The sequence below is a fragment of the Pseudomonas sp. NyZ480 genome (assembly GCF_029537255.1).
In the GTDB taxonomy this organism is placed as follows: domain Bacteria; phylum Pseudomonadota; class Gammaproteobacteria; order Pseudomonadales; family Pseudomonadaceae; genus Aquipseudomonas; species Aquipseudomonas taiwanensis.
In genome coordinates this window covers 486,277-498,281 of record NZ_CP120626.1, presented here as the reverse complement: position 1 = coordinate 498,281, position 12,005 = coordinate 486,277, and the positions used below count along the sequence as shown (strand labels likewise).

The 12,005-nt window shown below is 61.9% G+C and carries 10 protein-coding genes and 1 riboswitch; of the genes, 6 read left to right on the top strand and 4 right to left on the bottom strand.

Features of this window, described 5'->3' with window-relative positions; translation table 11 throughout:
- Positions 1-139 precede the first annotated feature (139 nt).
- Entirely contained in the window at positions 140-1,378 is a 1,239-nt protein-coding gene (locus tag P3R38_RS02200; protein WP_023378364.1) for a sodium:proton antiporter, read from the top strand.
- Positions 1,379-1,484: 106 nt separating this feature from the next.
- Here the strand turns inward: P3R38_RS02200 and P3R38_RS02195 are convergent, their stop codons facing one another.
- Positions 1,485-1,886, bottom strand: coding sequence for a hotdog domain-containing protein (locus tag P3R38_RS02195; RefSeq protein WP_023378363.1), 402 nt, complete (start codon positions 1,884-1,886; stop codon positions 1,485-1,487).
- Between the two features lie 179 nt (positions 1,887-2,065).
- Positions 2,066-2,161: riboswitch (S-adenosyl-L-homocysteine riboswitch) on the top strand.
- 21 nt (positions 2,162-2,182) lie between these two features.
- Here P3R38_RS02195 and ahcY point away from each other — a divergent pair.
- From ahcY to P3R38_RS02170, 5 genes are all read left to right on the top strand, one after another.
- Positions 2,183-3,592 carry an adenosylhomocysteinase gene (gene ahcY, locus P3R38_RS02190; protein WP_277686787.1) on the top strand — a complete coding sequence of 470 codons (1,410 nt, stop codon included), beginning with the start codon at positions 2,183-2,185 and terminating at the stop codon, positions 3,590-3,592.
- A gap of 139 nt (positions 3,593-3,731) precedes the next feature.
- On the top strand, positions 3,732-4,577 hold the full coding sequence (metF, locus tag P3R38_RS02185; RefSeq protein ID WP_023378361.1) for a methylenetetrahydrofolate reductase [NAD(P)H]: 846 nt from the start codon (positions 3,732-3,734) through the stop codon (positions 4,575-4,577).
- 92 nt (positions 4,578-4,669) lie between these two features.
- Positions 4,670-5,746: a hypothetical protein gene (locus tag P3R38_RS02180; RefSeq protein ID WP_027907945.1), complete on the top strand. Its 1,077-nt coding sequence runs from the start codon at positions 4,670-4,672 to the stop codon at positions 5,744-5,746.
- A 52-nt stretch (positions 5,747-5,798) separates the two neighbouring features.
- A complete protein-coding gene (locus P3R38_RS02175) occupies positions 5,799-6,587 on the top strand; it encodes a transporter substrate-binding domain-containing protein (RefSeq protein ID WP_104883028.1) in 789 nt (262 codons plus the stop codon).
- Positions 6,588-6,805: 218 nt separating this feature from the next.
- Complete coding sequence (locus tag P3R38_RS02170; protein ID WP_023378358.1) at positions 6,806-8,707, top strand: DEAD/DEAH box helicase; 1,902 nt, start codon at positions 6,806-6,808, stop codon at positions 8,705-8,707.
- Between the two features lie 59 nt (positions 8,708-8,766).
- Here the strand turns inward: P3R38_RS02170 and P3R38_RS02165 are convergent, their stop codons facing one another.
- From P3R38_RS02165 to P3R38_RS02155, 3 genes are all read right to left on the bottom strand, one after another.
- Positions 8,767-9,345 carry a YceI family protein gene (locus P3R38_RS02165; RefSeq protein ID WP_027907944.1) on the bottom strand — a complete coding sequence of 193 codons (579 nt, stop codon included), beginning with the start codon at positions 9,343-9,345 and terminating at the stop codon, positions 8,767-8,769.
- A 31-nt stretch (positions 9,346-9,376) separates the two neighbouring features.
- Positions 9,377-9,928 (bottom strand): cytochrome b, encoded by a 552-nt coding sequence (locus P3R38_RS02160; RefSeq protein ID WP_277686786.1) that lies wholly within the window; start codon positions 9,926-9,928, stop codon positions 9,377-9,379.
- Positions 9,929-10,149: 221 nt separating this feature from the next.
- Positions 10,150-11,916, bottom strand: a complete 1,767-nt coding sequence (locus tag P3R38_RS02155) for an FAD-dependent oxidoreductase (protein ID WP_277686785.1) — start codon at positions 11,914-11,916, stop codon at positions 10,150-10,152.
- Between the last annotated feature and the right edge of the window lie 89 nt (positions 11,917-12,005).

The following is a 12,005-nucleotide window of genomic DNA, read 5'->3' as shown; positions in this document are numbered from 1 at the left end:
AGGCAGTGCAACAGTCCATATCGGGAACGATTCGAAAGAATCCGGTCAAAGTCTGTGTCCCGAACCCCGCGCCAGGCCATCAAAGAACTGCCCGAGCCATTCGGGTTACGACTTGGAAGCCACCGTCACAGGATTTGGGATGCTTGAATTAGTTGCAGCGTTTATCTGCCTTACCACCCTCCTCACTTACGTCAATTACCGGTTCATCGGTCTCCCCCCCGCCATCGGCGTGATGGTGACTGCTCTGCTGTTTTCCCTGATGCTGCAGGGCCTGAGCCTGATTGGCTTTCCTGGCCTGGAAGAGCGCGTCGAAGGGCTGATGAACCAGATCGACTTCAACGACCTGCTGATGCACTGGATGCTGTCGTTCCTGCTGTTCGCCGGCGCACTGCACGTCAACCTCACCGACCTGCGCAGCTACCGTTGGCCGATCGGCCTGCTGGCCACCCTTGGCGTGTTGATCGCCACCTTCGTCATCGGCTATCTCGCCCACTGGGTGTTCGCCCTGTTCGGCTGGAACGTGCCGCTGATCTACTGCCTGCTGTTCGGCGCACTGATTTCACCGACCGACCCCATTGCCGTACTCGGTGCACTACGTACTGCGAACGCCTCCAAACCGCTGAAGACCACCATCGTTGGCGAGTCGCTGTTCAATGACGGCACCGCGGTCGTGGTGTTCACCGTGCTGCTGGGCATCATCCAGATGGGCGAGACGCCGAGCGTCGCTGAAACCGCCATGCTGTTCGTTCACGAAGCCGTGGGTGGCGTGTTGTTTGGCGGACTGATCGGCTATGCCACCTACCGGATGATCAAAAGCGTCGAGCAATACCAGGTCGAGGTGATGCTGACCCTGGCGCTGGTGATTGGTGGCTCGGCGATGTGCTACGAACTGCATGTCTCGGCCCCCATCGCCATGGTGGTGGCAGGCCTGATCATCGGGAACCTGGGGCGCAACCTGGCGATGAATGACATGACCCGTCGCTACATGGACGGTTTCTGGGAACTGATCGACGACATGCTCAACGCCCTGCTGTTCGCCCTGATCGGCCTGGAACTGTTGCTGCTGCCATTCAACTGGCTGCACTTGGCGGCAGGCGGCGTGCTGGCGGTTGCGGTACTGCTGTCACGGCTGCTGACTGTGGCACCGGCCATCGTCCTGCTGCGCCGCTGGAGAAGCGTGCCCAAGGGGACCGTGCGCGTGCTGACCTGGGGCGGCCTGCGTGGAGGGGTGTCGGTGGCACTGGCACTGTCGCTGCCGGTGGGCGACGAGCGTGACCTGTTGCTGTCGATCACCTACATCGTGGTGCTGTCGTCGATCCTGGTGCAGGGTCTGACGGTCGGCAAGATGGTGCGCAAGGTGAGCCAACCGGCCGAATGACACGCGGCGTAGGAGCCGGCCTTGCCGGCGAACACCAGCACAGCCGGCGCCATGCACCGTGGTGCTTGGTTCGCCAGCAAGGCTGGCTCCTACCTTTGGGCGACGCTTACTCGACAGCGGTATCCGGGAACTGGTCCTGGATGTACTTGATTTCGGTCCGCCCGTGCGGCGCCGGCAGCCCGTCCTCACCCAGGTTGACGAAGACCATCTTGTCGACGGTGAGGATCATCTTGCGGGTAATCTTGTTGCGTACTTCACACTTGAGAGTGATGGATGTGCGGCCGAATTCGGTGGCGGTGATGCCCAGCTCGATGATGTCGCCCTGACGCGAGGCGCTGACGAAGTTGATCTCCGACATGTACTTGGTCACCACGCGCTGGTTACCCAGCTGCACGATGGCGTAGATCGCCGCCTCCTCGTCGATCCAGCGCAGCAGACTGCCGCCGAACAGGGTGCCATTGGGGTTGAGGTCTTCGGGCTTTACCCATTTGCGGGTGTGAAAGTTCATCGGTACTCCTGACCTGCTTGGCTAACGTGGAGTAATGATGGCAGAGCGGCCGCCGGCGCTCCATTGAACATCGACTATCGTCGCGATTAATCGACAGAAAGCCTTGGGTGTGTCACACAGCCAAGGCTATAATCCCTGCCGTTTAACATGGTCGCCCACTGTGGCGCCATGCCCGCCACCCATCCGAGGGGCGCTGCAGCAGGCTCGGCCTGTCAGGCTCGGTTGGGGCGTTGTCCGCGACGCGGACGCTCAACGCACAACGGCGCCCATTCGCACACTACGAATGGAGGCTCTCAATGAGCGCTGTAAACACGCCTGCAGGTTTTTCCGACTTCAAGGTCGCCGACATCTCCCTGGCCGACTGGGGCCGCAAGGAAGTCATCATCGCCGAATCGGAAATGCCAGCGCTGATGGGCCTGCGCCGCAAGTACCAGGCTGAGCAACCGCTCAAGGGCGCTAAGATCATCGGCTGCATCCACATGACCATTCAGACCGCCGTGCTGATCGAAACCCTGGTTGCCCTGGGTGCCGAAGTTCGCTGGTCGTCCTGCAACATCTTCTCCACCCAGGACCAGGCTGCCGCGGCCATCGCCGCCGCCGGTATCCCTGTGTTCGCCTGGAAAGGCGAAACCGAGCAGGAATACGAATGGTGCATCGAGCAGACCATCCTCAAGGACGGCCAGCCATGGGATGCCAACATGGTCCTGGACGACGGCGGTGACCTGACCGAAATCCTGCACAAGAAATACCCGGCCATGCTGGAGAACATCCACGGCGTGACCGAAGAGACCACCACTGGCGTGCACCGCCTGCTGGACATGCTGGCCAAGGGCGAGCTGAAAGTCCCGGCGATCAACGTCAACGACTCGGTCACCAAAAGCAAGAACGACAACAAGTACGGCTGCCGTCACAGCCTGAACGACGCCATCAAGCGCGGCACCGACCACCTGCTGTCGGGCAAGCAAGCCCTGGTGATCGGCTACGGTGACGTGGGCAAGGGCTCGGCCCAGTCCCTGCGCCAGGAAGGCATGATCGTCAAGGTCACCGAAATCGACCCGATCTGCGCCATGCAGGCTTGCATGGACGGCTTCGAAGTCGTCTCGCCGTTCAAGGACGGTATCAACACCGGTACCGAAGCTGGCATCAACGCCGACCTGCTGGGCCGCATCGACCTGATCGTCACCACCACCGGTAACGTCAACGTCTGCGACGCCAACATGCTCAAGGCCCTGAAGAAGCGTGCCGTGGTCTGCAACATCGGCCACTTCGACAACGAAATCGACACCGCCTTCATGCGCAAGAACTGGGCATGGGAAGAGGTCAAGCCACAGGTCCACAAGATCCACCGCACCGGCGCTGGTACCTTCGACCCGCACAACGACGACTACCTGATCCTGCTGGCCGAAGGCCGCCTGGTTAACCTGGGTAACGCCACTGGCCACCCAAGCCGCATCATGGATGGTTCGTTCGCCAACCAGGTACTGGCCCAGATCTTCCTGTTCGAGCAGAAGTTCGCCGACCTGCCAGCCGCCAAGAAAGCCGAGCGCCTGACCGTTGAAGTGCTGCCGAAGAAACTCGACGAAGAAGTGGCCCTGGAAATGGTCCGCGGCTTCGGCGGCGTGGTCACCCAGCTGACCCCGCAGCAGGCAGAGTACATCGGTGTGACTGTCGAAGGCCCGTTCAAGCCGCACGCCTACCGCTACTGATCAGCGGCCCAAGGGCCAGGCACCTTGCCTGGCCCTTGCAGGCAACGCTTCGCAACGATGCCCGAGCCAGGCCGGCCCAAACCGCCCTGGCTTTTATTTGCAGTTGCCCGCCTGGCGCTGGCAGCTGAAGGAACGAGAGATGTCACAAGAACGCCGCTACAGTTTCGAGTTCTTCCCCACCAAGACCGATGCCGGCCACGAAAAACTGATGGGCGTTGCCCGCCAGCTGGCCAGCTACAACCCCGACTTCTTCTCCTGCACCTACGGTGCCGGTGGCTCGACCCGCGACCGCACGCTCAATACCGTGCTGCAGCTGGAAAGCGAAGTTAAGGTACCGGCCGCCCCCCACCTGTCCTGCGTCGGCGATAGCAAGGACGAGTTGCGCGCCCTGCTTAACCAGTACCAGGCCGCCGGCATCAAGCGCATCGTCGCCCTGCGTGGTGACCTGCCATCGGGCATGGGCATGGCCAGCGGCGAGCTGCGCTACGCCAGCGATCTGGTCGAGTTCATCCGCCAGGAAACCGGCGATCACTTCCACCTGGAAGTTGCCGCTTATCCGGAAATGCATCCGCAGGCACGCAACTTCGAACACGACCTGGCCAATTTCGTGCACAAGGTCAAGGCCGGTGCCGACAGCGCCATCACCCAATACTTCTTCAACGCCGACAGCTACTTCTATTTCGTCGAGCGCGCACAGAAGATGGGCGTGGACATCCCTGTAGTGCCGGGCATCATGCCCATCACCAACTACAGCAAGCTGGCCCGTTTCTCCGACGCCTGCGGCGCCGAGATTCCACGTTGGATCCGCAAGCAGCTGGAAGCCTATGGCGATGACACCGCCAGCATCCAGGCCTTCGGCGAAGACGTGATCAGCCGCATGTGCGAACAACTGCTGCAAGGCGGCGCACCGGGCCTGCACTTCTACACCCTGAACCAGGCCGAGCCAAGTCTGGCTATCTGGAACAACCTGAAGCTGCCTCGCTGAAACAACTTGGAAACATCTGTTTAAGGAACAATTAAGGCTTTAGTCTTACACTAAAGCCTTATTATCCCTGTGGACAGCCAGGTTTGCCCGATATGCAGACACCGTCGCCTGCACGCTCGCAGCTCATCTACCTCGCGTTCGGCCCGGTGACTTATCACCAAGAGGCCTGTTTCAGCATCGTCAGCGCCCTCACTCACCTGGGTGAAACGCCTGGCGCCGCCGTTGACATCCATGTCTACACCGACAACCCGGCGCCCTACGGCAAACTGCCCGTCAACGTCCACGTGCTGGACGCTGCGACGCGCACGGCCTGGAATCTTCCCCATGGTTATCACTTTCGCAGCAAGCACGTGCTATTGCGCCAAGTGCTCGAACAGCATCCGCTGGCGGTACTGATCGACACCGATACGTTCTTCCGCACCTCGCCGCTGCGCCTGTTCGAACGCGTCAAGCCAGGCCAGTTGCTGTGCAACTTCATTGGCGCGCCCTACGGCGCGAACCGCAAGGCCGTGCTGTACGAAAGCCTTCACGCCATACTTCGCCAACGCGGACTGGCTGACGATCAGACACGCATGGTCAACTCCGGAGTCATCGGCCTGACCCAGGCTGATGCTCAGATACTGGACCGCTCCATTGCCATGATGGACGAGTTCTATCCCTTGGCACCCACCGCCTACACACTCGAAGAGTTCTGCCTTGCAGTGGCCGCCCACCGCACCCTCGCGCTGGCCGAGTGCACCGATGTGATCCACCACTACTGGAGCCGCAAGCAGCAGTTCCGCGCCAAGATCCAGGCCTGGCTGCGCAAGCACGCCGATGAACCACTCAGTGAGGCGGCCCGGGCCGACGTGCTGCAGGTCAATGACCGACTGCCGCGCCCGCCAGCCCTGCACCGGTTGGGCTACAAGGCACTGACGCTGACCTTGCCGAGCCAGGAACGCCAGTTCGCCCGAGAACTGCTGTACGGCTGCTACCCGTATGGCAACGAGTTCGACCGGGCCTGCGCCCCGGCCTGGTGGGACAAAGCCCTGGAGAACTATGTGGCGCGCGAGGGCCGCATGGAGCCCGAGCAATTGCGCCGCTGCCTGCGCCATCCGGGCATGCGCCTGTCACTCGGTGGCCGGCGTAAGGAAATCGAGGGCCACCTGCTCGACGTCCCGCAGACCTGAACTGGCGCGCCGATATCTGGCCTTGGCCTAAGCGAGCGCGTAATCTGCGGCCATGCATGACGTCGCCCGCCTGCTGTGCCTCCTGTTGTTCGCCTGCCTGAGCCCTCTGGCCTTGGGTGAACGTTTGCGCCTGGTCACCGACGACTGGGCACCGTACGTGTACCAGCACGACGGCCAGCCCAAAGGCATCGACTACGAAGTCACCACCGAAGTGTTCAAGCGCCTGGGCTTCGATGTCGAATGGCAGTTCCTACCCTGGAAACGGTGCTTGGCCATGGTCGAGCAAGGGCTGGCCGACGGGGTGATGGATATTTTCGAGACCGAATCGCGCAAACCGTACATGGTCTACCCCGACGAGCCTATGTCGGACGTCGAGTTCGTCCTGTTCCAAGCCAGCGTGCGCCGCCACCCCGTCACCCGCCTGGAAGACCTGACCGGGCTGACGGTGGGCACTTCGCCCGGCTACTCCTACGGCGCCTCGTTCAGCGAATCGCCTTACTTTCGCCGGGAGGCAGCCCCTACCCATGAGGCCAACTTCGGCAAATTGATGCTCGGCCGCATCGACTTGCTGGTGACCGACCGCCGGGTCGGTCGTTATCTCCGCAAGCAATTGGGGCTCGAACGGCAGGTCGAGGAGCTGCCACTGATGATCAGTCGCCAGGCGCAATACCTGGGTTTGGCCCGCAAACCTGGGCGCGAGGACCTGGCCAGGCATTTCTCCGAAGAGCTGCAACGCTTCAAGCAGGAACCGGCCTACGCGGCGATCAACAACCGCTACTCCGACGACTTCGACAATATTCCTGGCGCCGTTGAGCAGCAGGAACGCAGCACGCAGCGATAGCTCTGTTATACTCGGGCCTTCCCGCCCGGCTCACGCCCGGACGCTCGGCCTCGCAACAGGCATCCTGATCGGTAACGACGCCCCTTCGCGCTCGCCCTCCGCTGCCCGGATGCGCAGTGAAAGCCCAGCTGGACCGGACGCGATCGCATCCCGCCGATGCCCGTCGCGCCAGGCAGAATATCCCAACGGGCCCAGCCCCCACGAGAACAGGATTGCCCATGTCCTTTGCTTCCCTCGGTCTCTCCGAGGCTCTTGTCCGCGCTATCGAGGCAGCGGGCTACACCCAGCCGACTCCGGTGCAACAGCGGGCCATTCCCGCCGTGTTGCAAGGTCGCGACCTGATGGTCGCCGCCCAGACAGGTACTGGCAAAACTGGCGGTTTTGCCCTGCCGATCCTCGAGCGCCTGTTCCCGGGTGGCCACCCCGACAAATCGCAACGCCATGGCCCACGCCAGCCTCGCGTGCTGGTTCTGACGCCAACCCGCGAATTGGCGGCCCAGGTCCATGACAGCTTCAAGGTCTATGCCCGTGACCTTTCCCTGGTCAGCGCCTGCATCTTCGGTGGCGTCGGCATGAACCCGCAGATTCAGGCCATGGCCAAGGGCGTCGATGTCCTGGTCGCCTGCCCGGGTCGCTTGCTGGACTTGGCAGGCCAAGGCAGTGTCGATCTGTCCCATGTGGAAATCCTGGTGCTCGACGAAGCCGACCGCATGCTCGACATGGGCTTCATCCATGACGTGAAGAAAGTCCTTGCCCGCCTGCCGGCCAAGCGCCAGAACCTGCTGTTCTCGGCTACCTTCTCCAAGGACATCACCGACCTGGCCGATAAGCTCCTGCACAACCCGGAGCGTATCGAGGTCACACCACCGAATACCACGGTCGAGCGAATCGAACAGCGCGTCTACCGTCTGCCCGCCAGCCACAAGCGCGCACTGCTGGCTCACCTGATCACCCTCGGCGCCTGGGAACAAGTGCTGGTCTTCACCCGTACCAAGCATGGCGCCAACCGCCTGGCCGAATACCTGGAAAAGCACGGCCTCACCGCCGCGGCGATCCATGGCAACAAGAGCCAGAACGCCCGCACCAAGGCATTGGCTGACTTCAAGGCCAACAGTGTTCGCGTACTGGTCGCCACCGACATCGCCGCCCGCGGCCTGGACATCGACCAGTTGCCCCATGTGGTCAACTTCGAGCTGCCCAATGTCGAGGAAGACTACGTCCACCGTATCGGCCGCACCGGCCGCGCCGGGCGTTCGGGCGAAGCGATCTCGATGGTCGCTCCTGATGAAGAGAAGCTGCTCAAGAGCATTGAGCGCGTCACCAAGCAGAAGATCCCGGACGGCGACCTGATGGGCTTCGATGCCAGCAAGGTCGAAGCCGAGAAGCCAGAAACCCGTGAGCGTCAACAGCACAATGGCCGTGGTGGTCGCAACCAGCAGGCCCGTGGCGAAGCAGGCCAGGAAGGCAGTGGCGGACGCAAGGACAAGGGAAAGGACAAAGGCAAGGCCAAGCAACAGGCCGCCGACAAACCCGCTGACAAGGAGAAGTCCGGCGAGCGCCAGCAACAGCAGCGCAAGCAACGCGACAAGAAGCCTCGCCAGCAGCAGGCCAGCACCAACGCTGTGCCGAAAGTACCTGCCGACCGTGATCCAGAAGAGTTCCTGGATGACGAGATCGACAACTTCGGTAACCGTGCCGACTACGTCAGCCCCTACCAAAACGCCAAGAACCAGGGCCGCAACCGTCGCCCAGGCGCCGCAGGCCAGGGTCAACAGCAAGGTCAGGGACAGCGCAGCAACGGCGGCAGCCAGGGCCAAGGCCGAAATGGCGGCCAGCAACGCGGCGCCAGCGGCGAGAAACGCCCGCCCCGCAACAACAATGGCGGTGGAGGTGGCGGTGCGCGCCGTGATGGTAACGCGGGTGGTCGTAACCGCTCGGCCGGTCGCAGCGACAACACACGGCAGGAACCGGCAGTGCGTAGTCCGCGCGAACCGCAGCATCAGCCGGTGATCATCCGCAAGGAATCCAAGCTCGACCGCTACCCAACGCCGGAACAACTGGAAGAGCTGCCGAGCCGGCCGCGTGGTGAGCGCCCTGCGCTGCTGACCCGCAATCGCTGATCGTTCGGCTACAAATGAAAACGCCGCCCATTGGGCGGCGTTTTCATTGCTAGCGCGAATTACTTCTGCTTCACACCTTCGACGCTGATATCCAGGTCAAGGGTCTGCGAGGTAGGGCCTGGGCCTTTGATTCCGAAGTCATTCAGGTTCAGCGTGGTGGTGGCGTTGAAACCAGCACGCTCACCGCCCCATGGGTCTTTGCCTTCGCCGTTGAACACAGCCTTGAAGGTGACCGGCTTGGTGACGCCGTGCAGGGTCAGGTCGCCAGTCACGTCAGCGGTCTTGGCACCAGTGGACTTGACGCTGGTGGAGACGAACTTGGCTTGCGGATACTTCTTCACATCCAGGAAGTCGGCACTGGCGATGTGCTTGTCACGCTCGGCATGGTTGGACCACAGGCTGGCGGTCTTCAGGTCGACATTGATCTTGCTGGCTTCAGGCTTGGCGCTGTCCCAGGTGAAGTTACCGTCGAAGTCCTTGAAGGTGCCGTGGATGAAGCTATAGCCCAGATGGCTGATCTTCCAGTCGACGAACGCGTGCTGGCCTTCCTTGTCGATCTTGTACTCGGCGGCCATGGCCTGGCCAGCAGAGATCAGAGCGGTACCGAGCGCCAGAGCGGCAAAAGTCTTTTTCAACATCCTTTCTTTCCTTTGCAATTGAGGTTGAGAATCAAGCTTTGCGGCCCAGCATGCGGGTCAGGGTCGCGTCACGGTCGATGAAGTGGTGCTTCAGCGCTGCCAGGCCATGCAAGGCGGCGAAAATCACCAGCGCCCAAGCCAGGTAGAGATGAATCTCGCCAGCCAGATCGGCCTGGTCGGGCAAATCACTGATCAGAGCCGGCACTTCGAACAAGCCGAACACCGGAATACCGACGCCATCGGCGGTGGAGATCAGGTAACCGGCGATCATCACCGCGAACAGCCCCAGGTACAGTGCCAGATGGCCCAGTTTGGCAGCTACACGCGTCAGCGGCCCATGGTTGGCCGGCGCTGGAGGCGGAGGGCTGATGAAGCGCCAAACCACACGCAATACCATCACCACCAGTAGCACCAGACCGATACTCTTGTGCAGATCAGGGCCGGATTTGCGCCATGGGCTGTAGTAGTCGAGACCGACCATCCACAGGCCCAGGCCAAAAAGCCCGAAGACCGCCAGGGCCACGCCCCAGTGCAAAAAGATGCTGACCGCGCCGTAACGAGCGGGTGAGTTGCGCAGTTGCATGTCGACGTGTTCCCCCGTGAAAGCTGTGCACAGACTAACGCGTAACGTATCGAAGAAAAGCACAAAAAGTTGCTTCGATTAATCGAAAATTCCGATGCCGATTGTGAACGTTTCCTATTAAGGAAACATTAACAATAGTCGGGGAGGGATCGCTTGTCAGTGCCGGACTCAGCGCCGCCAGGCCGGCTCCTGCAGGTCGTGCAGGAGCCGGTACGCGGGCTTCAGTCAGCTTTCGCTTGGGTGTTGTTTACCGCTTTCTTGACCGGCTCCGATTTGACCGTAGCCTTCTTCGCCTCGACAGGTTTGTGCGCCTGCTTGACTGCCGGCTTGTGCGCCGGGGCGTGCTTGGCCGGGGTGGCCTTGGTAGCGGCAGGCTTGGCCGGCTCTTCCTTGGCCACGACCGCAGGCGCTGCTACAGGGGTCGGCGCAGGGGTGGCGACAGGGGCCGGGGCCGGAGCCACCGCATCTGTTTTCACGACGGCTGCTGGTTTGGTTTCGGGTTTCTCGCCGCCGCCAAACAGACGCGAGAAGAACCCACCCTCCTTCTTGGCCGCTACAGCACCGGTTGCCGCAGCTGCAGCCACCGGCGCCGCTTTAGCCGGGTCGAACGACTTGCCTGCCAGCAGGTCCTGAACCTGGCTGGCAGCACGCTGACCACTGCGCAGGGCGCCTTCGAGAGTGCCTGGGTACAATGCATCGGTGTGCTCGCCGGCGAAGCTAATGCGTTGCACCGGACGCTCCCACAGGCGCCAGTACTTGCTGATCTGGCCTGGGCCATAGGCCAAGTAAGCGCCGCCAGTGTTGGCGTCGGTGCTGTAGCGCTTGAGTTCATACCCAGAGAACGAACCACGGGCCTTTGGATAGAACGCGTGCAACCGGATCAGTACCTGGTCGACCATCTGCTTGTCGCCAAATGCCTGCAACAGGCGGGCATTGTCGCCGGACAAGTTGATAACGACGTTGGCACCGCCCTTGAGCGCTGGTTCGATCCACAGCATGCCAAGGCCAGCGTTGCTGAAGATTTCACCCGACATCCGGGCCTTGCTTTCCCACACAGGCTGCTTGAACTTGAGCATCAGCTGGTCGCGCCAGCCATAGTTGGTGCCCTTGAGGGCCGCCAGGTGCTGGCTGTCCAGGCCTGGGGTCATCTGGATCTTGGCCAGGGCACGCAGCGGCACGGCCATCACCAGGTAGTCCGCCTGATAGCCGACGCTACCGACCTTGACCGTCACGCCGTCCTTGTCCTGCACGATGGAGGTCACCGGCGAGCTGGTTTTGATGGTCTTGAGCTGCTTGACGAAAGCCTGCGCCAGGACCGGGCTACCCCCGGGCAGACGGGCGGCGCGCAGATCGCGGTCACTGACCCCACGATAGACACGGTTCTGCTGTGCGAAGTAGAGCAGCGACAGACGCGACGGCTCGTCATAGCGGGTACGGATCTGCTGGTTGATCAACTGTCGTGCAGTGGTCGGCAACTGCAACTTGTCGAGCCAGGTGGAGACGTTGATCTGGTCCAGAGCGAACAGGGTGCTGGTTGCCTGCGGGTTCAGCGGGTCCTCGATCGAGCGGGCCAGATCATCGAGCGTCTTCTCGTAGCGCTTGATGGCTTCGGCGGTGGCCGGCTGCTTGGCGGCCAGGTCCGTGGCACTGAAATACTCGCCGTCGATCAGGTAGCCAGGGGTACGAACGAACTCTGGCGCGGGCAGTGTTTCAAGCTTGAAACGGTCCAGGTACTGGTTCAGCACCGGCTGGGCCTTGCTGTTGCCGATCCACTCGCTGGTGGCCAGCCCCGAGCGACCACCCATGCCCGACTTGGCTTCCAGCAGAGTCACCTGCCAGCCCTTGTTCTGCAGCTCGTAAGCGGCGGTCAGGCCTGCCAGGCCGCCACCCACCACGATTGCCGAGGGTGTCTTGTCCTTTGCCAGCGCGGCACCGCTGGACACACCAATCAATACCAACGCGCACAGGCGCACCCAAGCAGCGGCCATATCGGCGAACTCCGAGTTAAAAGCAACAGAATAGGGAGAGGCAGGGATGCCCCGAGGGAGATGCGTTAAGAATACGTCAGGTCTGCAGA

What these genes read in the sequence shown, in the direction of transcription:
- P3R38_RS02160 (WP_277686786.1), bottom strand. Translation starts at nt 9,928, where the DNA reads ATGCAACTGCGCAACTCACCCGCTCGTTACGGCGCGGTCAGCATCTTT.
- P3R38_RS02200 (WP_023378364.1), top strand. Translation starts at nt 140, where the DNA reads ATGCTTGAATTAGTTGCAGCGTTTATCTGCCTTACCACCCTCCTCACT.
- ahcY (WP_277686787.1), top strand. Translation starts at nt 2,183, where the DNA reads ATGAGCGCTGTAAACACGCCTGCAGGTTTTTCCGACTTCAAGGTCGCC.
- P3R38_RS02175 (WP_104883028.1), top strand. Translation starts at nt 5,799, where the DNA reads ATGCATGACGTCGCCCGCCTGCTGTGCCTCCTGTTGTTCGCCTGCCTG.
- P3R38_RS02180 (WP_027907945.1), top strand. Translation starts at nt 4,670, where the DNA reads ATGCAGACACCGTCGCCTGCACGCTCGCAGCTCATCTACCTCGCGTTC.
- P3R38_RS02170 (WP_023378358.1), top strand. Translation starts at nt 6,806, where the DNA reads ATGTCCTTTGCTTCCCTCGGTCTCTCCGAGGCTCTTGTCCGCGCTATC.
- P3R38_RS02165 (WP_027907944.1), bottom strand. Translation starts at nt 9,345, where the DNA reads ATGTTGAAAAAGACTTTTGCCGCTCTGGCGCTCGGTACCGCTCTGATC.
- metF (WP_023378361.1), top strand. Translation starts at nt 3,732, where the DNA reads ATGTCACAAGAACGCCGCTACAGTTTCGAGTTCTTCCCCACCAAGACC.
- P3R38_RS02195 (WP_023378363.1), bottom strand. Translation starts at nt 1,886, where the DNA reads ATGAACTTTCACACCCGCAAATGGGTAAAGCCCGAAGACCTCAACCCC.
- P3R38_RS02155 (WP_277686785.1), bottom strand. Translation starts at nt 11,916, where the DNA reads ATGGCCGCTGCTTGGGTGCGCCTGTGCGCGTTGGTATTGATTGGTGTG.